Source organism: Sodalis sp. RH16 (assembly GCF_047324245.1).
GTDB classification, from domain to species: domain Bacteria; phylum Pseudomonadota; class Gammaproteobacteria; order Enterobacterales; family Enterobacteriaceae; genus Acerihabitans; species Acerihabitans ligni.
Genome location: NZ_CP178737.1, coordinates 809,142 through 833,880, shown reverse-complemented (window position 1 = coordinate 833,880; position 24,739 = coordinate 809,142). Strand labels below are relative to the sequence as shown.

Genomic DNA, 24,739 nt, shown 5'->3' with positions numbered 1-24,739 from the left:
TATATACCCTAAATAATTCGAGTTGCAGGAAGGCGGCAACGCAGCGAACCACAAGAGCTTACCCGAGTAAGTGACCGGGGTGAACGAGGCGGGCCAACGCACCCGTAACGTGAAGGATGACGGGTATACCCATGTAGAGACCGACAATAGCCATCAATAGGCACGAAAGGTAAGGCGCTTTCCCGGCAAGAACGCTAAAGCCGCGCCAGCGTTTGGCCGCCTGCCTTGCGCCGACGGCAGCGACAACACCCACCGTGACCAGGGTGAGCGCAAGACCGATGCTAAAACACAGAACCATGGCGGCGCCCAGCGCCACTTCCTTCAGCTGAAGGCAGATAAGCAGCACCGTAATGGCTGCCGGGCAGGGTATTAGTCCTCCCGTCAGGCCAAAAAGAACGATTTGCATGTTGCCGACACGGTCCCCGGAAAAGCGGCGGGCAATAGCGCCGGCGTGCGCCAGCTCATGGGCGGTTTGATATTCGTCGGGACCGGCTTTTACGCCCGCCGGCGCCGGATGCATAGGTCCGAGAAATATCCGGGGACTGTGGTCTTGCTGCGGGTGAAGGTGGTGGTGAGGATGAGGGTGGTTGTGCGGATGTGGGTGGGGATGGGCGTTTTCCTGCCCATCGCCAAACCGGTTTTCCTCATCTTTCCGCGCCCGCCGGAACATCCAGAACGCCGTGCCCAGGATAATCACGGCAGAGATCATCTGAAGCCAGGGCTCGGCTGATTCCGAGGTGAATTTTCTGCTGACGTACATCCCGCCGAAAGCAATCAGCCAGACAATAGCGGTATGCGATACCGTGGCGGCCAGGCCCAGCATAACGGCCTGGCGGATGGTTCCCTTGATGGCAATGATAAATGCCGCCATCATCGTTTTTGAGTGACCGGGCTCCAGCCCATGTAGAGAACCGAGCAGAATAGCGCTGGGGATAAATAACCAGGCATTGCCTTGCGAAAGCAGAGCGTTAAATTCATTCATGATAATAATTTTTGATTAAACAGATGATGGCATACTACTCCCCCCAGTACAATATACTACCCCCTAGTATCCTGCAATGGTATATTGACCCCAGATTTGATGTCGGAGTGAGGTTAACGTGTCGCATATCCTTCGTGACCAGCAGAAGCTGAAGGCGAGAACCAATAAAATTCAGGGGCAGGTGGCCGCTCTGAAAAAAATGCTTGATGAGCCTAATGAATGTGCGGCAGTGCTTCAGCAGATAGCGGCTATCCGCGGAGCGGTGAACGGATTAATGCGTGAAGTGATAAAAGGCCATCTCACGGAACACATTGTTCATCAGGACGAAGAGCTAAAACGGGAAGAAGACCTTGATGTTGTGCTGAAGGTGCTGGATTCCTATATGAAATAGCTGATCTTACCCGCGCGGCTCGCATGGGGCTCACCGGAAACCGGGGCTTCCGGGAGCCGTTAGGATAAAGATTGACGATTTTTTGGCCAGGCATCTTACCGCTGTTCGGCGGCCCACGCCTCTGCGTCCTCGCCGGCCGGGATATGCATCGGGCTGTCCGGGTCGGTGGCCGCGCGCCATACCGCCCGGGCTACATCTTCTGAGTGCGTGATAGGACCTACGTTCTCGGCAAAGGTGGCGAAAAGATTCTTAACCAGTTCGGCGTAGGCTTCATGGTCGATGCCCGCCGTATGGGGCTGTGCGTTATCGCCGAAACGGGTCTCGGGAGCGCGCCCCGGCAATACCAGGCGTACCCGGATGCCGAACTGTCCAACCTCTGCGGCCAGCGACTCGGTGAAGGCGTTCACCGCCGCCTTGCTGGCCCGGTAAACGCCCACCAGCGGCAGTGCCTTAAAGGTGACGCTGGATGTGACGTTGATAACGACGCCGGCCTTGCGCTGCCTGAATTGCGGCAGCACTGCCTGCGTCAAGGCCATGGTGCCGAAGGTGTTGGTCTCAAACAGTTCGCGCATTGTCGCAAGGGGCATGGACTCGATGGGCGCCGCCGCGCCGAATCCCGCATTGTTCACCAGCACGTCAATAGGCCCCGCGGCCTCCACGGCCCGTTGAATACTCTTGGCATCGGTTACGTCGAGGGCGAGCACGCGAAGATGCTCGGAAACGGGCAGGATATCTTCCCGAGGGGTGCGCATGGTGGCGATAACCCGCCAGCCGCGGTCAAGGAAATGACGGGCGATTTCAAGGCCGAAGCCGGACGAACAACCGGTAATCAAGACTGTCTTCATGAAAGCTCCTGGTATTATGGTGAGCGATGTCCAGATGATAGACGGCGGATACCGTACTCACTACAATCAAAAGTCCATATTTCATCCGCAGGAGTCCGGTATGATCGATCCTCTCGCCGAGGTAGTCACGCTGCTGCAGCCGGGCGCCGGCTTTTCAAAGAGCGTCGTCGGCGCGGGTCCCTGGGCCATCCGCCGTTCGGAAGCCGGGGAACCCTTCTACTGCGTAGTCCTCGAGGGCGCTTGCCGCCTAGCTGCCGATGGGCATGCGCCCATCGAGCTCCGGTCGGGTGACTTCGCCCTTATCCCGTCGGTCTACGGTGTTGCGATGTCAAGCCTTGAGACGCCGCCGGCGGGCGCCGAGACGCAGCACGCCGAGTTAGGGGCGGGCCGATTCAGGATCGGCCGCCAGGAGGGGCCGACCGACTTTCGTATGCTGGCGGGCCACTGCAGCTTCGGCTCGCCGGATAAAGCCTTGCTGGTCTCGCTGCTGCCGCGGATCATGCACGTGCGCGGCGAGCCCCGGCTGACGACGCTTGTGCAGCTCGTGGGCGAAGAGACTCGCGAGCAGCGGCCCGCGCGCGAAGTTGTGCTGGTACGCCTGATGGAGGTGCTGCTTATTGAGGCGCTGCGGTCAACGGCGGGGACGGCAGCGTCGCCGGGCCTGGTGCATGGTTTGGCGGACAGCCGCCTCGCGGCCTCGATCCGCGCCATGCACGAGCGTCCGACGCGCGCCTGGACGGTGGCGGAGCTGGCGAAAGAGGCGGCGCTTTCACGTTCGGCGTTCTTTGAGCGCTTCAGCCGCGCCGTGGGCGTGACGCCCATGGAATACCTGCTCACCTGGCGCATGGCGATGGCCAAGGATCTGCTGCGGCGCGACAAGGGCAGCATAGCCGGGATTGCCGAGCACGTCGGCTACAGCTCGGCCAGTACTTTCAGCGTGGCGTTCACGCGCCATGTGGGCATGGCGCCCACCAGATATGCGAGATTGCAGCGGGCCGCGGTCCCCAAATAACCCCTTAATTATGCAAAATTTAATCTTACAGCGATTTATGCAAGCAAAAAAGAGTATGAAACCCTAAGCTAATTACATATTTCTTCGGCAATTTTTATGGATGGCCGTCGGTTATTTTAAATAGTATAAATATATGTAAAACATCAAGGATTTCCGAAAAATCCCTATTTCGGCGGTTAATCAATAGAACTTATCACCAGGAGATATCATGCCAGTTTGTCATGTTAGCACCACGTCTAAATGGCTTCACCCCACCGAGTTGTTGACAAAAGAGCCGGCACGGCTGGATGATGCAAACAGAGTATTCTATTCAGAGCGAAAATATGGCTGTGTCGAAAATTTTGAAAGCGGCCAAGACTTCGGACGATATATTGAACAGATCGAAAACGACTTCAAGTCGATTGCAAAAAATATAAATGCAGATCGTTCATCCGAAGAAAATATAAGACTCTTTTGCCAGAATTTTCACCAATGTCAGAATGTTAGAAATGAACTGAAACCGTTTTTATATGCCGGCCTTGGTAAATCTTTAATGGGCTTCAGACAATTAAATTTTGACGGTTTTTTTGCACATAAATTTTATATCCAAAGGATGCTGAATAATATAATTCTCAATCTGGGAAATAATGTTGAGCAAGCGTTGTCAGATATCATTCAGATCAATGAAATAATCAATGTTCCCTCAGGGAAAAATATTTTGCAACATATCAATGCCCACATAGAAAAAACGGCTCATGACGTCATTGTAAAGCATGTCCAACAATATCATGCGGCCATTGACCGGGATGAACAGGAACTCTACGTCGACGCCTACAAACAGCATCTGAAAAAAGCCAACTGGATTTACCCGCTGCAGTGTAAGAATAAGAGGCTTAGAGCGGATATTGACTGTATCACGAAAGAGCATTTCTATATTATGCTTGTAAAGCTTAATCAAGCTACCAATATCATCACCATGATTAAAGACATTGGTGATGAGATACGTCAAAATGTAGAAGTAATATTTAATATGCCGGGGAATTATGCCGACGTGGGCGATATGAGGTATTTGACTGAACGTGGCCATCAGGAAATCTTGCAATTTACGCAATCAACGAGCCTGCCGGTGGATCTCACCGCGATCCTGGGGCGAAATGCCGCAAATAATCATAATATTTATTTACTGGAATATTCTGGCGCCATTTATGGTGGTTTAGCTGAAGCGTTAGTCGCGGAAAATAATGAGGGAAATACTTATAATATCCAGTCTAAACGCATCTCATATTCGAGCACTATTAAATCATTTAAGGGTTTGTTTTGGGTCGATCACGGCCAATATAGGGACTCTGTAACATTGCAGGCCTTGCATATGGGTGAGATAAATTGTCGCATTCAAGATGATTTGCTTCGTGACGCCATCACCTATTCTCCAGAGGAATCGCTGCTTGAATATTATCATAGCAGCTGGTGCGGGGATGTTGGCAAGGTTTTTAATGACTTCTTTAACAAAAATATATATTTGCTGTCCATTGCATATGTTAAAAAAAACTTAATGAAAATCGAAGACTTCAAAGACAAAAATGGTAATACACTCCTTCATGCCATGATCCATCACGACGATAAAGTCGCGTACAATGGCCTTAAGGATAAACTCTCTCTTCTTATCAATGAAAAGAATAACTCCGGCACCACTGCCCTGATGCTGGCGGCAGAAAAGGGCTGGGCTTCTATGGTGATGGATTTATTGGAGCACGATAAAATTCACTTTGACGCTACCGATAACAACGGCCATACCGCCTTGAAGATAGCACTAGATAATAAACAGGACACGGTCATTCAAATATTGCAGAGCTTTGAAATGACCTTCGATAATATGGAAAAACCAGCCATTACCGGCCAGTATCGATCCAACGTTCGTGCCACTTCAGGCGTACCCCCTAAGTGGCGCAGAGTGTCTTAAGCTTCAACGACCGGGCGTGGTTCGGCGGGATGATGTACATGAACGGTTTCGCGATAGTCCGTTGGCCTTTGGGGACGGAAAAGCTAAACACGGCCTTTCGCCGTTCCCCGGCTTTTCAGGCAATTCCCCACAATCAGCGCCAGTGCAATCAACGCCATCAGAAATACGCTGACCACCGCAATGGCGGGGGTAAGTTCATAGGTCACGGCATCGTAGATGCGCACGGGTAGCGTTTCCAGGCCGGGTTTTGTCAAAAATACCGCCACCAGCAGCTCATCGAAGGCGATAAGAAAACCGAGGGCGGCGGCGGAGAGAATCCCGTGGCGGGCCATGGGCAAAATGATCCACAGAAAGACCTGGTGTCGCTGGCCGCCGAGGCTTACGGCCGCCCTGATGATTGAGACGTCGATATCGCGCAGGCCGGCGGCGATGATTAGCGTGGCAATCGGCAGGCCCAGCAGCGCTTGTCCCACCGCGATCAATAGCCAGTTGCTGTCGGCGGGCATCCAGTTTGACAGAATATAGGTGGAAAAGGCCACGATAACGGTGGGCACCATCACCGGCATCAACAGAATTATTTCAAGCACGCCTTTTATTTTGCTGGTGGAATGCACCAGCAGGTAGGCGCCCAAATAGCCGATCGCGGTGGAAATCAGGGTGGCCAGGCCGGCGGTAACCAAACTCCATGAGAACGATTCCCGCCACTGGCTTCCCCCCAGTACCTCGCGGTACCAGCGCAAAGAGTAATGCTCCGGCAGGGCCGACATGGTGGCGCTGTCGCCCAATGAGATGGGTACCAGCGCAGCCATCGGAATCAGCATCAGGATAATGAGGCCGTAGGCATAGACTGAAAGGACGCTTCTGGAGAGCGAGGGCCGCGTTTTCATCCGTGCGGCCTCATCATCCTGGATAAGCCAAGCCAGCGGGCGGCAACGGCGTACACCGCCAGCACTATCGCCAGCATAATAAGAGACAGCGCCGCCGCGCCGTGCATATCGTACATGACGACGATGCGCTGCTCCACGAGCTGGGCAATCATGGTTTCGGACGGGCCGCCCATCAGCGCCGGCGTGACAAAGTAGCCGAAACCGAGAATGGTGGTAATGATCGTTCCCGCCGCCACTCCCGGCAGGCTAAGGGGCAGATAGACGGTCAGGAAAATGGTGGCGGGCCCGGCGCCGAGGCTGCGTGCCGCATTCAACAGCACCGGGTCGATTTTGCGCATCGTGCCGATAAGCGACAGTAGCATATAGGGCAGTAAGACATAGGTCATGCCGATAACCACCCCCGTCTGGTTAAACAGAAGTTTGAAGGGTGTTCCCGGTATGTCCAGGGCCTTGAGCAGGCTATTGAGCAGGCCGGTGCGACCAAGGATAACCATAAAAACAAAGGTGCGCACCAGGCTGCTGGTGAGGAAAGGGAACAGGATGGCGACTCCGGTCAGGGTTGCCATTTTGCCTTTTAGCTGTGACAGGTAATATGCCGCCGGATAGCCAATGATAAGGCAGCAGAGCGATACCTCCGCGGCGGTGAACGCCGTCTGCAGTATGACGTGGCGCAGGCTGCCGTTTTGAAACAGTTCCTTCAACGGGGCGAAGGTAAAATTCCCGCCATCATCGGTAACGCCAAGAAACAACACCTGCAAAAGCGGCGCAATGAACGTCGCCAGCATGAACAGAACGACGACCGTTAATGCCAGCCATTGCAAATCAGGCGCCGTTAAACGTTTGCGAGGCGCCGGCGCAGCGGCGATATTCACCTCAGCCATGGCTGCCGTCCATTTTAATCAGATGAATATCCCGGGGATCCCATGATACGACGGCACGGCTGCCGGGTGAAAGCTGCGTATGGCCGGAACGCGCAACTTGGTGAATTAGCATCGTCACATCCATGAGTTCGCATTCAAATTCATAGCGTATGGACTGGCCCACAAAGGCCAAATCTTTGACCATGCCCGTAATAAAACATCCCGGTGGCGGCTCCTCGAGCAGGCCGGCGGGCTGTATGGCCAGGACTTCCGGGCGCAGCAGCGCGGCGCATAACGCCCCGTCCTCTTTCCCGTCAGCCTGTTCCGCCGGGAGCCGAAGGTGTGTGCCGGCCACCTCCAGCGCGGGGCCGGCGGTATGGCTCAAGCGGCCTTTCAGCAGGTTCGAGTCCCCTAAAAACCGGGCGGCGAACAGGGTTTCGGGACGCTGATAGAGTTCCTGAGCGGTGGAGTACTGCTCAATCCGCCCGTCGCGCATCAAGGCAACGCGATCGGAAAGCAGCATGGCTTCATGTTGATCATGAGTGACATAAATGACCGTGGCGCCGATTTCCCGCTGCAATCGCCTGATCTCCCATTGCAGCTCCTCTTTGAGGCGTACATCCAGCGCTCCCATGGGTTCATCCATCAGCAGGACTGAAGGCTCAAAAACCAGCGCCCGCGCCAGCGCCACGCGCTGCTGCTGCCCGCCGGAAAGCCACGCGGGCTTGCGATCGGCCAGGGGCGTAAGCTGCACCAGCTCCAATACCTTGGCGACGCGCGCTTTGATCTGCTGCCGTGGCAGGTGACGAACCTTCAGCGGATAGGCGACATTTTGCGCCACGGTCATATGGGGGAATAAGGCATAATTCTGGAAGACAATGCCCATATCCCTTTCGCGGCCGGGCGGGACGCGGGTAACGTCGCGATCGCCGACGGTAATCCGCCCGGCGTCGGGCGTGAGGAATCCGGCGATGGCCATTAAGGTAGAGGTTTTACCCGATCCGGAGGCGCCGAGCAGCGTCACAAATTCCCCGGCGTTAACATGTAAATCGACGTTGGCGAGGAGGGTGGCGCCGCCGATGGCTTTTTTCAGTCCTTCAACGCGAACCGAGGCGGATTTGGTCACCCGCGTTCCATCGGCCTGAACTGCCGCGGCGGATGTTATTCCTCTCATTGCGCTGCCCACTGATTCCATTTATTCGTCACCAGCTGGCTATTGTCTCCCCACCATTTGACATCCTGCATGAACCCTTTATCGCTCCAGGCGGGATTGGTGGGCAATTTCGCAGCGATGCCGGACGGGATAAGATCAAATGCCTTTTTGTTGACCGGACCATAAGGAATTTCCTTGGCAAAATCCGCCTGCACCTGCGGCGACAGGGCAAAATCGAGGAAGCGGTAGGCGTTCTCCAGATTTTTAGCCCCCTTAAGGATGGCGTAGGCGCTGGGCACCTTCATATGCTGGTTCCATTCAATGGCATAACCGCCCCCTTCATCAATCATCGATTGAATACGGCCGTTGGCGATGGGTTCAATATCCACTTCACCGGTGGACAGCAAATTCGCCGAAATGGCGTCGGTATTATAAAAACTCTGGATCTTGCCGCGAATCCGGCTATAGGCCGCCAGGGCGCGATCAATATTAATCGGGTATATCTCGTTCATCGGAACGCCGTCGGCCAGCAGGGCGAACTCCAGGTCAGGCATGTCGAGGCCAAGTCCGGGCAAGGCGCGGGCGCCGGGAAATTTTTCCGCGTCCCAGAACTCCCGCCAATCGGCGGGAACGGCGCCGGTAAAGGCGTTTTTGCGGTAGCCCAGCACGCGCGCGTAAACCATTCGGCGCACCATGTATTGTTTGGCCGCGTCTTTGCCGATGTCGTCGACGGTGAACAGCCTGCATTTGCCATAATCGATAGCATTGAGCGCCCCATTGGCGGCCAGGGTCTGCAGCAGCCCTTCCGATGTATCCACAATGTCAACCAGCGGCTTGCCTTGTTTAGCTGAAGCAATCAGCGGCGCCATATCGCTGGCGGTCTTGATGATGCGTATGCCGGTGGCCTTGGTAAAAGGCGTGAAAATGGCGCGATCCATCGCTTCGCCATAGCTGCCGCCGGAACTCGTGCGCACAACCAGCGTCTCGCCGGCTAAAGCGGCCAGCGAGACGCGGGAAAAACCGGCGGCGACGGGCAGGATGGCCGCCGAAGCCAGAATGAAAGAGCGGCGGGTGAGCCCGCCGGCCCGCTGGGAAGAGCGACTGTTTTTACTCATTTTTTTACGGTTCCTTCATTCATTGATGATGTCAGGGATTCACAGGCGTTTTGAGCCGTCAGCCCAGAACACGCCGCCACGGGTGAGCCGTTCAGGGCCGTTTTCTCCTAGCGCGACCGTACAGCCGATACTGACGGCGCGTCCCTCCGGCAAATGCCCCACCAGCACGATATGGAATGCCATACCCGTTTCCAGCGTCTCTTCCACCAGCGAGTTCAACCCCAACTGCCATTGCGCGCCCCAGGAAGGAGGGAAACCGATGCCCAGTGAATAACCGCAGCGGCGTGCGACGACACAGCCGGGATCGTTGGCCGCCAGCACCGCCTCCGCCGCCTGATTGATGACCCGGGCGGGACGGCCGGCCTCCACGGCCGCAACGGCGGCCTGTTGTGCCTTTTCAAGGACTTCGGCCGCGTGGCGAATAGCCGGCAACGGATTGCCCACCAGGATTGTTCGGCAGGACGGCGCGTGATAGCGCAGCTTTACGCCGGTGATTTCAGCCATCACATGATCGTCACGGCCAATGGCAACGCCCTCCCAGGCGGCATGAATTCTTCCGGTGCGCTTGCCGACCATCACGTTGGGCCAGCTGCCGGGGTATTCCGACCCTTGGTTTACCATTTCGGTCATCAGCACCGCGGCCAGATCGTTCTCGGTACGGCCGGGAGCGATGGCCGCCAGGGTTCGGTCGGCGATGGCATCGCCGATACGTCCGGCTTGTGCCAGCGCCATGAGTTCTGCTGGCGACTTAACCAATCGCAGCCTATCGATAAGCGTCGAGACATCAATCCATTTTGCCGCGGTAAAACCACGGGTAATCCCCTGCGCGCGCTGGGCCGGCATGCACCAGCTTGCCAGTTCCAGCCCGACCCTGGCCCCCGAAGGGAGATGGCGGCGCAAAAAAGCGATGGCGGCCTCCATGGGGTCCTGATCGTCCTGATACACTTCATAATCGGAAAATCCCCCTTCAGCATGGGCGGCCATGGCATTGGCAATTTCCATCTGCCGGGTGAACAATAACAGCAGGCCTTTTACCGTGAATAAAAGAAACTGAAAGGTGAATACCGCCTTGGTTTGATACCCGGACAGGTAATAAATATTCTCTGGCGCCGAAACGATAATGGCATCCAGCTTTTGCTTTTCCATTTGCTGTCTGAGCCTGTTTTGCCGCGTATCGAATTCCACGCGGTCAAACCGCACTATTCGGTCTTTCACTGTTCATTCTCCCGCAACGCCGGGCCTTCCCGCATAAGGCGGCCGGCGAAGATGTGTTATTGACCATGGCGTGGCTGGCGCCCCCGTTCACAACTGTTTCCTGTTCATGTGATTTACGCCGGCAAGGTAAGTCTTCGATCCTGACGGGCGACAAGACGCTCGATCTCGTTAACAGCCGGCTCGCTCAGCATGATTCCCGGACGCCGCTGTGCCGCGCAGGAAATGGCGCCGCGTTTTGCCAGCAGGTATTTTCTTACCGCCAGGCCAAGTCCGGGTTGCTGCTCATAGCGAATCAACGGCAGGTAAGCGTCAAAAACATCATGGGCCTCTTCAACCCTGCCCGCGTTCATCAGCCGAACCACATCAACCATCATTTCCGGATAGGCGAAACCGGTCATGGCGCCATCCGCTCCGCGCTGCATTTCCTCGGGTAGAAAAACCCCGGCATTGCCGCACAAAATCGATACGGGACGCTGTCCCTGCGCTTCGGCCCGGCGGATGTCGCTGATTTTTTGCAGTCCCGGCCAGTCCTCGTGTTTTAGCATGACAATGCTGGGGTGGGCCGTAAAAAGGACCCCCAGCGTCTTGGTTGAAATCTGCACGCCGGTGGAGAGAGGAAAGTCCTGCAGCACCACCGGAGTCTCGGCGCCGACCATGTCGATCACGTGACGGTAGTAATTGATGATCTGTTCATCGGTGCGCAGGGTGGCAGGCGGGGCGACCATAATCCCCGCAGCGCCCATGTCCATGACTTTACCGGACAGTTCTCCGAGGGCGGCCAGGCCGGGCGCGGAAACGCCAACGATAACCGGTTTGCCTGACGCGCGTGCCAACGTCAGCCTGGCGACCGCCAATGACTCGGCCAATGTCAGCTTGGGCGCTTCTCCCATCATGCCCAGAATGGTCAGCCCGTCGGCGCCCTTTTCAAAATAGAAATCCACCATACTGTCAATGCTGCCGGGATCGATCGTTCCGTCATGCCGAAACGGCGTCACGGCAATAACAAAAACGCCCTTTGTTTTAGATGTGATTACAGACATTTGTCATTCCTCGTTAGCGCTGCCGCACGCAGGTTACGGGCATGCCGCCAAGACTTTTTTATTAAGCGCCGCCAGCTTTTGCACGAGGATCTTCTGCCTTCCCTGCCATAAATCCTCGGCTTTCTCTACCGATACCGCTTCAAAACGAATGGGATCGCCCGGTTTCATCTGGCCCAGCCTGGCCAGATCCGCGCGGATCACCGTGGCAATCTTCGGGTAGCCGCCGGTAGTCTGGCGATCGTTCATGGCCACAATGGGTTGGCCGTCTCCCGGAATCTGGATGCTCCCCGCGCATATCGCATCGGAGATGATGTTAAAGCCTTTTACATGGGCCAACGGGCTGCCTTTCAGGCGGTATCCCATTCGATCGCACTGTGGTGAGAGGGTATAGGTTTGGGTGAGAAAGGACGCCCGCGCTTCATCGTCGAAGTAATCGTCCTGAGGTCCCCAAACCACTCGCACGGCTCGTTTTTCCATCTGGGGTAGAATCCGTTCGGCCCGGACGCCATGGCATACCGAATGCCGCTGCGGGGCAATGGGCAGGCGGTCGCCCTTGCGCAGCGGATGTCCGTTAACCCCTCCCAGCTGCGCCCGCATCAGCGTGGAGACGCTACCTAGAACCGGCGGCACGGCAAAGCCGCCGGAAATGGACAGATAGCCTCTGGCGCCGGAAATAACGCGCTGAATCGACAAAATATCCCCAGGATGCATCCGGTGATTCTGGTAAGTTGCGCAGGGCGCGTCGTTTAATGTGGCGCTAAAATCGCCGGTGACCGAAAAGAAGCAGTATCCGTCACCGCACAGCCGCAGGCTTGGGCCGGTAAGGGTGAATTCGATAGCCCCTGTTCCGGGATGATTTCCCACCAGAGCGTTGGCAATGGCGAAGCTCAGCTCGTCCAGCACCCCTGACGGCGGGACGCCTTTATCTTCATAGCCGAAACGGCCGCCATCCTGAAGGGTGGATAACAGTCCCGGCGAGATAACGTCAAAATAGGTCATGCCCGCAGGTTCCAGTCAGGCATATAACCCCGGTCGTCAGCGAGCTTCACATATTCATTTTCTTTAATGGGAACGAACTCGACATATTCTCCGGCGGTAAAAAGAAAAGGCTGTTCGCGCAACGGGTCGAAACTCTTGACCGGTGTTTGGCCAAGCAAATGCCAGCCGCTGGGAGCCGCCACGGATCCCACGGCTGTCTGTATGCCGCCGATGCTTACGCTGCCTGCCGGGACACTTGGCCGCGGGGCGGTTCGTCTGGGTATGTGAAGTCTGGCGTCAAGCCCGCCCAGATAGGCGAAACCGGGCATAAAGCCAATCATATAAATCCGGTAGCAGGTTGCGGTATGCAGTCGGATAAGCTCATCGGGACTCAATGCAAGCGTTTGGGCCGACGCCGGCAGGTCAACACCGTATTTACCGCCATAGCAGACCGGCAGGTACCAGCATTTGCGCGTTTTTGTCTCGGTTTTTACGGTCGTTATCAGTTCTTTCAAACGTTCAATTAAATGGGACTGCCTGACTAAAGCTGAGTCATATGCCACCGTCAGGGAACGATAAGTGGGAATACAGGCCGTTACGCCCGTAAGCCGTTTATTATTAATTGCCGCGGCCAGGGACGTTATTCGAAGATTAATTTCTTCATCTATCAGCTCGCCGAAATCAATATTAACAGCCTGATCCGCGACCGGCTGAAATTCCCAACGAACAGAATTGTCGGCCATTTCCACTTTACGTTCCTAACATAGAATAAAGCTATTTGTAGTCGGAATACATTTGGCATACCATTGGCATGCTGTCAATAATTGTACAAGACAAAAAACTTATCTTAGAAAAAATAGATATTAAAATTATACAGTTGAGGTGAATGTCAGATGCTAATCGATTTGAACTGCGACATGGGTGAAAGTTACGGAGCATGGCAAATGGGTTCTGATGAGCTAATGCTTGAGATTGTCACTTCCGCCAATATTGCCTGCGGTTTCCATGCCGGCGATCCCGATGTCATGGCGATAACTCTCGACAATGCTTCGCAAAAGAGGGTGGGCATCGGGGCCCATCCGGGTTTTTTTGATCTGCCCGGTTTTGGCCGCCGCCGGATAATCGGCGACAGTCCGCTGCAGATCCAGCGTCAGGTGATATACCAGATAGGCGCTTTGAAAGCGCTGGCCGAAAGCCAGGGTATGCGGCTGCAGCATGTTAAAACCCACGGGGCGCTGGGGAATATGGCGGCTGAAGACGACGATCTCGCCATGGCGGTAGCAAAGGCGATTTACCTCGTTGATAAGGATTTAATCATGGTGGTCATGCCGGGCATGCGCACGGAAACGGCAGCGCTTAAAGTGGGCCTGCCGGTGATAAGGGAAATCTATGTTGACCGGGCCTATGCTGAAAACGGCAATCTGCTGTCGCGAAAATTACCCGGCGCCGTGCTGCACGATCCGGTCATGGCCAGTGAACGGATATTGCGGATGATGGAACAAAACGCGATCGTTACGGCAAACGGCACCCTGATTCCCGTGCCGATAGATTCCCTCTGCGTGCATGGCGATACGCCCGGCGCGGTTGAAATGGCCAGGTCGGTTCGCCGGTTGCTTGAAAAGCAGGGCATTGCATTCGCCACCATGGACAAGGTGCTCGCTGCAAAAGCGTAACCTGAAAAAGCTGGCATCACCCCTACCTAAAACGTAAAAATAAGAAAATTTCTCTTTTATGGTGATATATCATGAAGCTTGCCGATCAGTTATTCAGTGCCGCAGATGAGGTTGAGCAAAACCTGAGCAAGAGAGCGTACGAAACCGTTCTGGAAATGATCCTCAAGCGTGAACTGCCGGTCAATACCGTACTGCAGGAACGCCGCCTTGCCGACATGATGAATATTTCCCGCACGCCGGTACGCAATGCGCTGAACAGATTGGAAAATGAAGGCTTTATCGCCAGAAACGGCGGCAGAACGCCCTCTGTTAAAGAGTTTTCCATTCAGGAACTGGTTGAAACCCTGCATATCCGCCGAATACTGGAAACCGAAGCGACCCGCCTGGCGGCCGGCAAAATTCCGCTCGGCGAATTGGATGAAATGGAGCAGCAGGTCAGGGCGCTGCTGTTGAAAAAAGTTCCTGACACGGAGGCTGACTGGGAGGCGGATTCACGCATCCACGAAACCATAGCCCGTTACAGCGGCAACAGAATGCTGGTGAATTTCATCCGGACCCTGCGTCTTAAAACCCATATGTTCCATCTTACGCAGGTTCCCGAACGATTCGAGGCCGGGCATAAAGAGCACCTGGCAATCATTCAGGCGCTGCGTGACAATCAGCCCGAGCTTGCCCAGAGTTTGATTGCCGCGCATATCGATAATGTCCGGGAAGGCATCATCAGGCGGTTAAGCCAGTTTTGACTCCCGGCCAATCCGAATACGTTAATGATGGCTTAATTGGCGTGCGGCTGGCGGAGAACCCGGACATCGGCGGCCGGCTTGATGGGCTGGCTGCGCTGGCAAACGTGGACTTTAGGGCATCCTTATCGCGGGTGTGAATAACCCGAAAGGCTTTCCTGGTGCGGTATGCCGTGACTTTTTATCTGCACGCTTGCGCGTTTTATCAGCGCGCCGCAGATCAATATATTGGTATGGCTGGAACTTTTTCCCAAGCTGATGCGCTGATACAGTAAATCCACCGCCGCCGCGCCGAGTTTTTTATTAAACACCTGGATGGTTGTCAGCGGAGGCTCTATCACGGCGGAAATCGGCAGATCGTCGAATCCAATCAGGGAAATATCTTCCGGTATCCTTAGGCCATATTCTTTGAGCGCTTTCAGGCAGCCGCAAGCGATAATATCATTGACGCAAAAGTACCCCTGTGCGAGCGGCTTTCCTGCCGCCAGATAGTGCTTCATTGCCTGATAGGCATCTTCAAGGGTGGAATTGACGCTGAGGGTATCCCGGTTATCAAAGGCCAGTCCGACTTGGCCGACCAATTCACGAAAAGCGGCTTCGCGCTGCTGAAAATTAGGCGTGTGGGCAAAGCTGGTAATCAGCCCGATTCGGGTCAGGCCGCTGCGCTGAAAGTGATGGAGTATTTTAAATACGGCGCCCCGATTATTTATATTCACAAAATCATAGGGAAGAAAATCGTTAATATTATCAATAATCACAAACGGTGCTTTTATATTTTTCAATGCGCTAAAATCGGCCTGTTCGAATTCGGTGCCTAATATAATGACGCCTAGCACGGGTTGCAGACTGCTCTGTTTTTCAACTATCTGTTCTACGCTTATGCCCTTATAATGCGCCACCTCAAGTGAGAGCTTTAATTTTCCCGCCTGTTCAATCATGCCATCAATATAACCGTTAATGAATATACTATGATTTTCATTAACGGTATTGCCGTGTAATGCAATTTTTAAAAAGCGGATCACGCCGGGATATTTCTCCTGTCGTGAGGAATGATAATCGAGTTCGTGAGCAATCTTCAGAATCAGTTCGCGTGTAGTGATACTGAGGCCCCGCTTGCCATTCATGGCAATTGAGACCGCACTGAGGGAAACGCCCGCGCGTTGCGCGATATCTTTTATTTTTGCCATAAATTCCCCATGGGTTCTTATGATAACTACATTTAAATACTCCAATAAAAATTTAAAATTGCCTATCTTTATCATTAACTCTATCAGGTTTAATGAACGGGCTTGTGACACTGTTCACATATTAAAATCCTCTCTATATTTTAGTAAAATTTTAGTTTACAGCTTTTTTTTACCTTCCTATTATCTATTTCATCAAGCGGTTAATCATTTATTTCTCCATTGAAAATTATGGAGATTATGGACATTTATCCGATGAAAAAATTTATTAACGCTCCCTCCGAATATGTAGTGGAAATGCTGGCCGGTATTTATGCCGCCCATCCTCGCCAGTTGAAATATGTCGCTGATGATGTGCATTGTCTGGTTAACGCCGTCCCGGCCGTGCCTGGCAAAGTGGGGTTGGTCACCGGCGGCGGTTCGGGCCATTTACCCCTGTTCCTAGGTTATGTGGGGGAGGGCATGCTTGACGGCTGTGCGGTGGGGGATGTTTTTCAATCGCCTTCGGCGGATCAAATCCTGAATGTCACCAAGGCCGTGGATCAAGGCAGCGGCGTACTGTATCTGTACGGCAATTACAGCGGCGACATTCTTAATTTTGATCTGGCCGCCGAACTGGCCGGTTTCGACGGCATCAACACCGCTACGGTCGTGGGCGCCGATGATGTCGGTTCAGCCACGGCGGACCGTCGGTCAAAGCGGCGGGGCGTGGCCGGTATTTTCTTTATCTATAAAATTGCCGGCGCGGCGGCGGCGGCGGGCCTGAGCCTGGAGGAGGTGGCGCGACTGGCCGCCCGCGCCGGCGATGCGACCAAGACCATCGGCGTTGCCTTGTCGCCCTGTATCATCCCCGAGGTCGGCACCCCGGCGTTTACCGTGGCGGAAGATGAGATGGAGCTCGGCATGGGTATTCATGGCGAACCGGGCATCAGCACAGGCAAACGTGAAAGCGCGGACCGCATTATTGATCGCATTCTGCCGCTGCTATTGGACGAGTTGACCTTCAGCCAGAACGACCAGGCGGCAATTTTGCTTAACGGTCTCGGCGCCACGCCGAAAGATGAGCTGTATATCCTGTATAACCGCATTCACCAAGTGTTGGCCGAACGGCGGATTGCCGTTTTCCATGTCTATTGCGGCGAGTTTGCCACCGCAATGGAAATGACCGGTTTCTCATTATCGGTTTGCAAGCTTGACGCCGAGCTGAAGGGCTATCTGGCTCAGCCGGCGAATACGCCATTCTTTATCCAGCCAAGACTTGATAACTGACAGGAGCATCCGCCGATGGTTGATTGTTTGTCATTAACACAGTGCCGCGCCCTGGTCGCCGCCTGGCATCAGGCCATGATCGAACAGCGCGCTACCCTGATCGCGCTCGATCAACAGATAGGCGATGGGGATTTGGGCATCACGATGCAAAAAGCGTTTGCCGCCGCGGCGAACACAGTCCCGGGGGAGCAGGAGGGCATTGGCGAATATTTTGCCCTCTGCGGCGTGGCGATGGCGAAAGCCGCGCCATCAACCATGGGAACCCTGATGGCCACCGGGTTTATGCGCGGCGGAAAAGCGCTTCCCGCCGCCGCTGCCCAATTGGATGGTCAGCTGCTGGTACGGTTTTTTAACGCCTTTACCCAGGGCATTGCGGACCGTGGTAAAGCCCGGGCCGGCGATAAAACGGTATTGGACGTGCTGCTGCCGGCCAGTCAGGCGCTGTCGGACGGCATTGACGGCGGCGCCTCGCCGGCGCAGGCGGTGGAGGCCGCTTTTCGAGCGGCGGAGCAGGGGCTTGATGCAACCCGTACCATGCTGCCTCAATGGGGCAAGGCCGCGTCTTTCGCGGAAAAAGGCCTGGGTATCGTCGATTCGGGCGGTAGCGTCGCGGTGATTTTATTCCGGGTGCTGCATGACTTTTTCCAACAAAGCCCGCTATTACCGTGAAAAACGCTGACGGGCCCGGAGACGGCGAATCCAAAAGAGGGCGCTGTCGGGAGGAGATGATCGATGCGTAACATTCTGTCGGACCGTCAGCTCAATTTTCTGGCCGCGGCCAACGTGCTGGTGTTAGCGGCCGGCGTGGCGTTTGCCGGCGCCAACTTTATCACCCTGTACAACTTTCAATCCATGTCGGCGCAGGTGCCCGAACTGGGGTTGCTGGCCCTGGGCGTCATGCTGGCGATGATTTCGGGCAATGGCGGCATCGACCTGTCCGGCATCGCCCTGGCCAATCTGGCCGGCGTCCTGTCCTATCTGCTGGTGCGCCACTGGGTGTCGGCTGATGACGCCCCGCTGCTGTTCGTTTGGGCCTTCGCGGCCGTCGCCCTGCTGGTGGGGCTGGCGGGGGGCATGCTTAACGGCTTCCTGATAGCCCATGCCGGCCTGACGCCGATTATCGCTACCCTGGGCACGCAGATGTTCTTCACCGGCATCGCGGTGGTGCTGACCAACGGGTCGGCCATCAGTATCGGCTATATCGAACCGCTGGACGATTTCGGCAATTCGCCGGTGCTGGGCCTGCCGCTGTGTTTTTCGCTGTTTCTGGCGGTGGCGCTGCTGCTGGGCATCGTATTGCGTTTTTGCCCCTTCGGCCTGCGGCTCTATCTGATGGGCAGCAATGCCAAGGCCGCGCGGTACGCCGGCATCGCGCTGAAAAAGATGCTGTTTCTCACCTACACCGCAAGCGGCGTTCTGGCCGGTATCGCCGGCATCGTCATCGCCGCCCGCACCTCCAGCGTGAAGTGGGACTATGGCAGCTCCTATGTGCTTATCGCCATCCTGATTGTGGTGATGGCCGGCGTGCGGCCGGACGGGGGCTACGGGCGCATCGTCTGCGTCGTGCTGTCGGCCACCGCGCTGCAGATGCTGGCCAGCCTGTTCAATTTCCTGAATATTTCCAACTTTTTCCGCGACTGCGCCTGGGGCCTGCTGCTGCTGCTGTTCCTGGCGGTGTCGCGCGTCGATATCCGGTCTTGGCTTGCGTCACGAACGTGACGCGTTTTATCGCCGCCGGCGTCTTATCGGCGCCGGCGGCGAACTCTTACCCTACGTGCAACACAACCATAATGAGGAAACGTTGATGCCAATGATACGTAAACTTACCGCCCTCGCCGTTGCGCTGGGCGCCCTGTGCGCGGCGCCGCCCCTGCTCGCGAAAGACGCGCCGTCCATCGTGACGGTGGTAAAGATAACCGGCGAGAACTGGTTCACCCGCATGAATGAAGGCGTCGTTGCCTACGGCCGGGACAATCCCGGCGTCACCACCAGCGAGATCGGCCCGGCCAAGGCCGATGCCGCCCAGCAGGGACATCTCATTGAGGATCTGATCGCCAAGAACGTCAGCGCCATCGCCGTGGTGCCGATGGACCCCTCGGCCACTGAAGGCGTGCTCAAACGCGCCATGGATCGCGGCATCAAGGTCGTTACCCATGAGGGGGACAGCGTCAAAAATACCCAGGTGGATATCGAGGCGTTCAATAACACCGCCCTTGGCGCCCACTTCAACGAACAGCTGGCGCAATGCATGGGCAAAAGCGGGAAATGGACCACCTTCGTCGGTTCCCTCGGCAGCCGGACCCACGTGCAGTGGGCCGACGGCAGCGCCGAGAACGCCAAGAAGTACCCGCAGATGCAGCTGGTGTCCCCCAAGAATGAATCTTTCGATGATGCTAATACCGCCTATGAGAAAGCGCGCGAAATCCTGCGTAAATATCCTGATATCAAGGGGATACAGGGCAGCGCCGGCAATGACGTCATCGGCATCGGCCGCGCCGTGGAAGAAGCCGGCCTCTCCGGCAAGGTGTGCGTCATCGGTATCGGCCTGCCGAAGGACACCAGCAAGTATCTGGAATCCGGCACCGTGCAGAGCATCTCCTTCTGGGATCCCAAGGACGCCGGCTACATCATGAACAAGGTGGCGCAGATGCTGCTGGAGGGCAAGCAGGTTACCGACGGCATGGACCTGGGCGTACCCGGCTATAACAAGGTGTCGGTGAAAAAGGGTCCCGGCAAGGGCATCATCGTCACCGGTCAGGCCTGGGTTGACGTGAACAAGTCCAACTACCGGCAATACCCGTTCTGAGTCTCTAAGGCCATAGAGAGTGCAACGGATCGGCGGCCGGCCGCCGGTCTCAGACTGCTGACAAAGTACTCAGAGTTAATAGGGAGGGATAGGCTGCCAGAAGAGTAAACCGTCCGCGCCAGGGACCAATACGCCGGGAGCGTATTGGAACAACGCCGCCAGGCGTTGGCCCGCAGGGCGGCGACCAAGGAAGGTAGCCGTAATCGCGCGGATCGAGCCTCCAGGGATGGATTCACGGCGTGTTTACGATCTGGCAGCCTATCCCGACCAGGCACTTTGTCAACAAACTCGGATCGGCGGCCAGTTGCCGATCCCCACCCGCAAACCTGCCTGGATAAAAGCCATGCCCGTGACCGTTCAAGCCGATACCTCGCCCGCCGGCAACCCGGCGCAGACCGTGCCTTTTCTCGAGGTGCGCGATCTGCAAAAACACTTTGGCGGCGTCAAGGCGCTTAAAGGCATCAGTTTTGTTATCGAACGCGGCCGCGTCTATCACCTGATGGGGGAAAACGGCTGCGGCAAAAGCACGCTGATCAAAATCATTTCCGGGGCGCAGCCGTCCGACGGCGGCGAATTGCTGATCAACGGCCGGCGGGTGGACAAGCTGACGCCGGTGGGCGCGCTGGCCGCCGGCATTGAGACCGTCTATCAGGATTTGTCGCTGCTGCCCAATCTCAGCGTGGCCGAAAACGTCGCGCTGACCCGCCAGTTGGTGGCCGCCGGCGGCAGTCTGGCGCGGCGCCTGGACCTGCGCATGCTCAAGGACACCGCGGTGCGCGCGCTGGCCAAGGTCAACCTGCCCGCCGATGCGGCGTTTCTCGACACGCCGGTGGAAGAACTGCCGATAGCCACCCGCCAATTGATTGCCATTGCCCGGGCCATTGCGTCGGACGCCGGCCTGGTCATCATGGATGAGCCCACCACCGCCCTCACCCGGCGCGAGGTGGACAACCTGATTGCGGTGGTGGGCAAACTGCAGGCGCAGGGCGTATCGGTGCTGTTCGTCACGCACAAGCTCGACGAGTGCAAGGCTATCGGGGGCCGGGCCATCATCATGCGCGACGGCCTGAAAGTCACCGAATGCGATGTGGCCGGACAGTCAAAGCAGCAGCTCGCCTTCTGGATGACCGGCAAGCAGCTGGATGACACCCGGTACCGCGCCGCCTTTGACGGCGGCGAGGCGCTGCTGGGCGTCGACGGCCTCGGCCGGCGCGGCGGCTACCGGGACGTGTCCTTCCAGCTGGCGCGCGGTGAAATCCTCGGCATCACCGGGCTGCTGGATTCCGGCCGCAATGAACTGGCCCTGTCCCTGGCGGGCATTTTACCGGCGGACAGCGGCCGGATAACGCTGGACGGCGCCGCCATCACCCTCGGCAGCCCGGCGCAGGCCATCGGCGCCGGCATCGGTTATGTGCCGGAGGACCGGCTGTCCGAGGGGCTGTTCCTGGAGAAATCGATTAAGGAGAATATCATCGTGGCGATGCTCGACCGCCTGCGCGGCTCGTTCGGCCTGCTGGACGGCAAACGCAATCACGCCGCCGCCCAGCGGACCATCGATGACCTGCAGATTGTCACCCCCGACAGCGACAACCCCGTCACGTCGCTCTCCGGCGGCAATCAGCAGCGCGTGCTCATTGGCCGCTGGCTGACCATCGAGCCGCGGCTGCTGATTTTGCACGGGCCCACGGCGGGGGTGGATGTGGGCTCGAAGGACACCATTTATCGCATCATCCAGCGGCTCGCCGGCGACGGCATGGGCGTCATCATCATCAGCGACGACCTGCCGGAACTGCTGCAAAACTGCGACCGCATCCTCGTGATGCGCCGGGGGGCCGTGGCGGCGACGTTCGCGGCGGATAACCTTGAGGAAGGGGCGCTGTACCGCGCCATGGCGGCGGAAGAGCGCCCGGAGACGCCACAATGACCGATATCGCAACACAGCATCGCCGCGACGGCACGGCAAGCCGCGGCGTACGCCTCAGCCGCTGGTTCATTCACCATCCGCCGGCGGTGACGCTGCTGCTGATAGTCCTGGTCTGCCTAGCGGTGGGCACCCTCAACCCCGCCTTTTGGCAGGTGTCGAACCTGTTCGACATGGCGCGCTCCTCCGTGGAAAGCGGCCTGTTTGCGCTGGGCGTCCTGGTGGTGCTGGCGGCGGGCGGGCTTGACGTCTCCTTCACCGCCATCGCCGCCCTGGTGATGTACGTCATCACCAAACTGGTGACGGACCTGGCGCCCGGCATGTCCATGGCGCCCATTCTGCTGATGGCCGCGGCGGGCGGCGCGCTGCTGGGGGCGGCCAACGGCCTGCTGGTCAGCGCCCTCAGGGCGCCGTCGCTGATTGTGACCATCGGCACGCAGTATGTGATCCGCGGCTTCCTGCTGACCTTTGTCGGTACGGCGCTGTTTATGAACATCCCGGCATCGATGGATGCGTTCGGCAAATATGCGCTTTTCCATCACCAGAGCGCCGGCGGCGGGACGTCGGCGCTTCCCGCCTACGTGCTGGCGCTGGCGGTTGCCGCCGTCGCCACCTGGTACCTGCTGCAGCGTACGCTGATGGGCCGGGCCATCTATGCGGTGGGGGGTAATGCCGACATTGCCCAACGGCTTGGCTATAACCTGCGTAACGTGCGGGTGTTTGTGTTCGCCTATGCGGGCCTGCTTGCCGGCATCGCCGGCATTATGCATGTCGCCAGCAACCGCCTGGCCAATCCCTTCGACCTGGCGGGTTCCGAACTGGAGGTTATCGCCGCCGTTGTTCTCGGCGGCGCCCGCATCACCGGCGGCTCCGGCAGCGTGGTAGGCACCCTGCTCGGCGTCATCCTGATCACGCTGGTGAATAATGTGCTGATCCTGGTGGGCATCCCGAGCACCTGGCAACTGGCCATTATCGGCGCCTTTATAGTACTGGCCGGTATGCTGTTTTCCATTAAACCTACCCGATAAGGTCCCATGCTTATATAGCATGTGTTGTGTCCGGATCTTTACTGAGCCTGATCAGATAAATGTCCCCGACCTTTTTAACCGAGCCGGCGGCGGGCCAGACCGGCATCTGTTCAAAAACAATGCTGAGCGCTTTTCTCTCGACGTCGCTAGGCAGGACAATATTGTGATAACCCATTACTTTCATATATTGGGTGATACGAGAAATATTATCATGATCCCACGAAAAAAATGAGCCCTGCATGGTTCCTTGCCAAGCATTCGCATAATAAGTCGTGCTGAAAATTTTTCGACCGTAGAAATCCATTATCAAGGGGGCATTGGGATCGAAATCAGCGCTTAATTCACCAATCCTGCTGTAAATATCGGCGGCCAACAGCCTGTCGTGTGATTGTACGATAGTGGCTGACGCGATGTATTGAGACGTCACGCCGATGATTTTTATCTGTAACAGCCCAACCAGAATGCCGCTCGCCAGAAGAGTCACGGCACGCTGACAGGACAGCAGGATGATACATGCCAGCCAGCTGACATACGCGATGGGAATTAACGTGCGCACCGGTAAGGGCTCGCCGCCGGTGACCAAATGTAAAGCGAACGGAGAAAATAATACGCCCAGCCATAACACAAAATTGATTGAATTTTTGAAAAAATTGGTGCGTAAAATAGCTAAAGTAGCCAGACAGATTATTACTCCATTCATGGCTAAATTAGCGCCATATCTTTTAGTAGACCCGCCATAAATAGCCAGCTGTTCCCGGGAAATGGAGCGCAGCACGCGTAAAGGTTCTGATAACGTTTTATCATAATTAAAAAAAGCTTTAGCGATATAGCCACTGTCGTGGGCAATAAAGTGTTGGGACAGTTTATTAATGACTTCATAAACAAGTATCGCAGCGCTCACTAGGAGCATTACTCTGAATACAGCCATTGCCAGCAATTTTAATGGTATCCGACGTACGCCACCAATACGCAAACACCTCACTAACAAGATGCCGCACGCGTAAGAGACAAACATCAGAATCAGAGATTGATAAGCGGCAATGCCACAAGCCAGCATCGTGATAACGACCGTATTTTTGGCAAGGGAATTATGGCCTGCTATCTTCCCGGTATAGCCTGCGCCAAAATAGAGATAAGCGCCCAAACTGGTTAAAACGAGTCCTATGGCTAAAGCGGGAGTGTTGGCGTAAAACGTCGCGATGGCCCACCAGGTGGGGAAGGCGCAAAAAACAGGATAGGCCAGGTAGGTCCTCCAGCTTTCTTTATAACCATGTGCCTTGACGAGCGCAAGGTAAGAAACGGCAAATGCGATGATCAAAAGGACATAAGGGGCAAAAGGAACCGAAGGCTGCTGCAATAAAAATCTCTCGATAAGATAGGTGAACCATCTTCCCTGACTCACCCAAACGCCGGAGTCCTGGCGAAGAGCCGCGGATTCGTTATCGATAGACAATGAGAACGTTGATAAAAAATAGCCATAAAATACCGCGCCTATAAAAATCAAGACCGCCAGCTCACGTAGATTGAAGCCGTCAAAGCGCAATTGCACGGCGAAACCTGCTAATGAGTGGTCGGCCCTATTAAATGCTCTGCATAACGTATTTTTGTAAATAAACGCAAGCAAGATAACAAAGGCAATAAATATCCCTGCAATCCCGTACAGGGCAACGCTGTTTATAACGTCCATATCAAGCAATCCTT

General features: G+C 56.0%; 23 protein-coding genes. 11 read left to right on the top strand and 12 right to left on the bottom strand.

The window, feature by feature from the left end; genetic code table 11:
- Window positions 1-58 precede the first annotated feature (58 nt).
- On the bottom strand, window positions 59-982 hold the full coding sequence (locus ACL2XJ_RS03930) for a nickel/cobalt efflux transporter (RefSeq protein WP_413725684.1): 924 nt from the start codon (window positions 980-982) through the stop codon (window positions 59-61).
- A gap of 118 nt (window positions 983-1,100) precedes the next feature.
- On the opposite strand from ACL2XJ_RS03930, the gene rcnR reads away from it, so the two are divergent.
- Window positions 1,101-1,373, top strand: a complete 273-nt coding sequence (gene rcnR / locus ACL2XJ_RS03925; RefSeq protein ID WP_132925420.1) for a Ni(II)/Co(II)-binding transcriptional repressor RcnR — start codon at window positions 1,101-1,103, stop codon at window positions 1,371-1,373.
- A gap of 95 nt (window positions 1,374-1,468) precedes the next feature.
- On the opposite strand, the gene ACL2XJ_RS03920 is transcribed toward rcnR, so the two are convergent.
- On the bottom strand, window positions 1,469-2,218 hold the full coding sequence (locus ACL2XJ_RS03920; protein ID WP_203521013.1) for an SDR family oxidoreductase: 750 nt from the start codon (window positions 2,216-2,218) through the stop codon (window positions 1,469-1,471).
- Window positions 2,219-2,318: 100 nt separating this feature from the next.
- On the opposite strand from ACL2XJ_RS03920, the gene ACL2XJ_RS03915 reads away from it, so the two are divergent.
- Entirely contained in the window at window positions 2,319-3,230 is a 912-nt protein-coding gene (locus tag ACL2XJ_RS03915) for an AraC family transcriptional regulator (protein ID WP_413725683.1), read from the top strand.
- 208 nt (window positions 3,231-3,438) lie between these two features.
- Window positions 3,439-5,169, top strand: coding sequence for an ankyrin repeat domain-containing protein (locus ACL2XJ_RS03910; RefSeq protein WP_413725682.1), 1,731 nt, complete (start codon window positions 3,439-3,441; stop codon window positions 5,167-5,169).
- Between the two features lie 83 nt (window positions 5,170-5,252).
- On the opposite strand, the gene ACL2XJ_RS03905 is transcribed toward ACL2XJ_RS03910, so the two are convergent.
- The 8 genes from ACL2XJ_RS03905 to pxpB form a co-directional block, all read right to left on the bottom strand.
- Complete coding sequence (locus tag ACL2XJ_RS03905) at window positions 5,253-6,056, bottom strand: ABC transporter permease (RefSeq protein WP_413725681.1); 804 nt, start codon at window positions 6,054-6,056, stop codon at window positions 5,253-5,255.
- Window positions 6,053-6,937: an ABC transporter permease gene (locus ACL2XJ_RS03900; protein ID WP_413725680.1), complete on the bottom strand. Its 885-nt coding sequence runs from the start codon at window positions 6,935-6,937 to the stop codon at window positions 6,053-6,055. The genes ACL2XJ_RS03905 and ACL2XJ_RS03900 overlap by 4 nt, the downstream gene beginning before the upstream one ends.
- A complete protein-coding gene (locus ACL2XJ_RS03895) occupies window positions 6,930-8,090 on the bottom strand; it encodes an ABC transporter ATP-binding protein (protein WP_413725679.1) in 1,161 nt (386 codons plus the stop codon). Before ACL2XJ_RS03895 ends, ACL2XJ_RS03900 begins: the two co-directional genes overlap by 8 nt.
- Window positions 8,087-9,184 carry an ABC transporter substrate-binding protein gene (locus ACL2XJ_RS03890; protein WP_413725678.1) on the bottom strand — a complete coding sequence of 366 codons (1,098 nt, stop codon included), beginning with the start codon at window positions 9,182-9,184 and terminating at the stop codon, window positions 8,087-8,089. Before ACL2XJ_RS03890 ends, ACL2XJ_RS03895 begins: the two co-directional genes overlap by 4 nt.
- Window positions 9,185-9,223: 39 nt before the next feature.
- Window positions 9,224-10,399 (bottom strand): M24 family metallopeptidase, encoded by a 1,176-nt coding sequence (locus ACL2XJ_RS03885; RefSeq protein ID WP_413725677.1) that lies wholly within the window; start codon window positions 10,397-10,399, stop codon window positions 9,224-9,226.
- 113 nt (window positions 10,400-10,512) lie between these two features.
- A complete protein-coding gene (locus ACL2XJ_RS03880) occupies window positions 10,513-11,439 on the bottom strand; it encodes a dihydrodipicolinate synthase family protein (protein ID WP_413725676.1) in 927 nt (308 codons plus the stop codon).
- 33 nt (window positions 11,440-11,472) lie between these two features.
- Window positions 11,473-12,438: a biotin-dependent carboxyltransferase family protein gene (locus ACL2XJ_RS03875; RefSeq protein ID WP_413725675.1), complete on the bottom strand. Its 966-nt coding sequence runs from the start codon at window positions 12,436-12,438 to the stop codon at window positions 11,473-11,475.
- A complete protein-coding gene (gene pxpB, locus ACL2XJ_RS03870) occupies window positions 12,435-13,160 on the bottom strand; it encodes a 5-oxoprolinase subunit PxpB (RefSeq protein ID WP_413725674.1) in 726 nt (241 codons plus the stop codon). The genes ACL2XJ_RS03875 and pxpB overlap by 4 nt, the downstream gene beginning before the upstream one ends.
- A 150-nt stretch (window positions 13,161-13,310) precedes the next feature.
- Between pxpB and ACL2XJ_RS03865 the strand changes: the two genes are divergently transcribed.
- Both ACL2XJ_RS03865 and ACL2XJ_RS03860 read left to right on the top strand, forming a co-directional pair.
- The gene (locus ACL2XJ_RS03865) at window positions 13,311-14,090 is read left to right on the top strand and encodes a 5-oxoprolinase subunit PxpA (protein WP_203521032.1); all 780 of its coding nucleotides are present in this window, start codon (window positions 13,311-13,313) and stop codon (window positions 14,088-14,090) included.
- Between the two features lie 71 nt (window positions 14,091-14,161).
- Entirely contained in the window at window positions 14,162-14,833 is a 672-nt protein-coding gene (locus ACL2XJ_RS03860) for a GntR family transcriptional regulator (protein WP_413725673.1), read from the top strand.
- Between the two features lie 122 nt (window positions 14,834-14,955).
- Here the strand turns inward: ACL2XJ_RS03860 and ACL2XJ_RS03855 are convergent, their stop codons facing one another.
- Entirely contained in the window at window positions 14,956-16,017 is a 1,062-nt protein-coding gene (locus ACL2XJ_RS03855) for a LacI family DNA-binding transcriptional regulator (protein WP_413725672.1), read from the bottom strand.
- A 252-nt stretch (window positions 16,018-16,269) separates the two neighbouring features.
- On the opposite strand from ACL2XJ_RS03855, the gene ACL2XJ_RS03850 reads away from it, so the two are divergent.
- From ACL2XJ_RS03850 to ACL2XJ_RS03825, 6 genes are all read left to right on the top strand, one after another.
- Entirely contained in the window at window positions 16,270-17,283 is a 1,014-nt protein-coding gene (locus ACL2XJ_RS03850; protein ID WP_413725671.1) for a dihydroxyacetone kinase subunit DhaK, read from the top strand.
- A 15-nt stretch (window positions 17,284-17,298) separates the two neighbouring features.
- Entirely contained in the window at window positions 17,299-17,952 is a 654-nt protein-coding gene (locus tag ACL2XJ_RS03845; RefSeq protein WP_413725670.1) for a DAK2 domain-containing protein, read from the top strand.
- A 63-nt stretch (window positions 17,953-18,015) separates the two neighbouring features.
- Window positions 18,016-19,002, top strand: coding sequence for an ABC transporter permease (locus tag ACL2XJ_RS03840; RefSeq protein WP_413724080.1), 987 nt, complete (start codon window positions 18,016-18,018; stop codon window positions 19,000-19,002).
- Window positions 18,986-20,089 carry an autoinducer 2 ABC transporter substrate-binding protein gene (locus ACL2XJ_RS03835; protein ID WP_243701516.1) on the top strand — a complete coding sequence of 368 codons (1,104 nt, stop codon included), beginning with the start codon at window positions 18,986-18,988 and terminating at the stop codon, window positions 20,087-20,089. The genes ACL2XJ_RS03840 and ACL2XJ_RS03835 overlap by 17 nt, the downstream gene beginning before the upstream one ends.
- 226 nt (window positions 20,090-20,315) lie before the next feature.
- Window positions 20,316-22,013 (top strand): sugar ABC transporter ATP-binding protein, encoded by a 1,698-nt coding sequence (locus ACL2XJ_RS03830; RefSeq protein ID WP_413725669.1) that lies wholly within the window; start codon window positions 20,316-20,318, stop codon window positions 22,011-22,013.
- A gap of 95 nt (window positions 22,014-22,108) precedes the next feature.
- Window positions 22,109-23,038 (top strand): ABC transporter permease, encoded by a 930-nt coding sequence (locus tag ACL2XJ_RS03825; protein ID WP_413726845.1) that lies wholly within the window; start codon window positions 22,109-22,111, stop codon window positions 23,036-23,038.
- A gap of 10 nt (window positions 23,039-23,048) precedes the next feature.
- Here ACL2XJ_RS03825 and ACL2XJ_RS03820 read toward each other — a convergent pair whose 3' ends face one another.
- Entirely contained in the window at window positions 23,049-24,725 is a 1,677-nt protein-coding gene (locus ACL2XJ_RS03820; protein WP_413725668.1) for a glucosyltransferase domain-containing protein, read from the bottom strand.
- Window positions 24,726-24,739 lie beyond the last annotated feature (14 nt).

Bases quoted from the DNA above. Each gene is read 5' to 3' on its own strand.
- ACL2XJ_RS03860 (WP_413725673.1), top strand. From the start codon at position 14,162: ATGAAGCTTGCCGATCAGTTATTCAGTGCCGCAGATGAGGTTGAGCAA.
- ACL2XJ_RS03845 (WP_413725670.1), top strand. From the start codon at position 17,299: ATGGTTGATTGTTTGTCATTAACACAGTGCCGCGCCCTGGTCGCCGCC.
- ACL2XJ_RS03840 (WP_413724080.1), top strand. From the start codon at position 18,016: ATGCGTAACATTCTGTCGGACCGTCAGCTCAATTTTCTGGCCGCGGCC.
- ACL2XJ_RS03890 (WP_413725678.1), bottom strand. From the start codon at position 9,184: ATGAGTAAAAACAGTCGCTCTTCCCAGCGGGCCGGCGGGCTCACCCGC.
- ACL2XJ_RS03820 (WP_413725668.1), bottom strand. From the start codon at position 24,725: ATGGACGTTATAAACAGCGTTGCCCTGTACGGGATTGCAGGGATATTT.
- ACL2XJ_RS03830 (WP_413725669.1), top strand. From the start codon at position 20,316: ATGGATTCACGGCGTGTTTACGATCTGGCAGCCTATCCCGACCAGGCA.
- ACL2XJ_RS03915 (WP_413725683.1), top strand. From the start codon at position 2,319: ATGATCGATCCTCTCGCCGAGGTAGTCACGCTGCTGCAGCCGGGCGCC.
- ACL2XJ_RS03920 (WP_203521013.1), bottom strand. From the start codon at position 2,218: ATGAAGACAGTCTTGATTACCGGTTGTTCGTCCGGCTTCGGCCTTGAA.
- ACL2XJ_RS03900 (WP_413725680.1), bottom strand. From the start codon at position 6,937: ATGGCTGAGGTGAATATCGCCGCTGCGCCGGCGCCTCGCAAACGTTTA.
- ACL2XJ_RS03875 (WP_413725675.1), bottom strand. From the start codon at position 12,438: ATGACCTATTTTGACGTTATCTCGCCGGGACTGTTATCCACCCTTCAG.
- ACL2XJ_RS03850 (WP_413725671.1), top strand. From the start codon at position 16,270: ATGAAAAAATTTATTAACGCTCCCTCCGAATATGTAGTGGAAATGCTG.
- pxpB (WP_413725674.1), bottom strand. From the start codon at position 13,160: ATGGCCGACAATTCTGTTCGTTGGGAATTTCAGCCGGTCGCGGATCAG.
- ACL2XJ_RS03905 (WP_413725681.1), bottom strand. From the start codon at position 6,056: ATGAAAACGCGGCCCTCGCTCTCCAGAAGCGTCCTTTCAGTCTATGCC.
- ACL2XJ_RS03910 (WP_413725682.1), top strand. From the start codon at position 3,439: ATGCCAGTTTGTCATGTTAGCACCACGTCTAAATGGCTTCACCCCACC.
- ACL2XJ_RS03865 (WP_203521032.1), top strand. From the start codon at position 13,311: ATGCTAATCGATTTGAACTGCGACATGGGTGAAAGTTACGGAGCATGG.
- ACL2XJ_RS03930 (WP_413725684.1), bottom strand. From the start codon at position 982: ATGAATGAATTTAACGCTCTGCTTTCGCAAGGCAATGCCTGGTTATTT.
- ACL2XJ_RS03880 (WP_413725676.1), bottom strand. From the start codon at position 11,439: ATGTCTGTAATCACATCTAAAACAAAGGGCGTTTTTGTTATTGCCGTG.
- ACL2XJ_RS03855 (WP_413725672.1), bottom strand. From the start codon at position 16,017: ATGGCAAAAATAAAAGATATCGCGCAACGCGCGGGCGTTTCCCTCAGT.
- ACL2XJ_RS03895 (WP_413725679.1), bottom strand. From the start codon at position 8,090: ATGAGAGGAATAACATCCGCCGCGGCAGTTCAGGCCGATGGAACGCGG.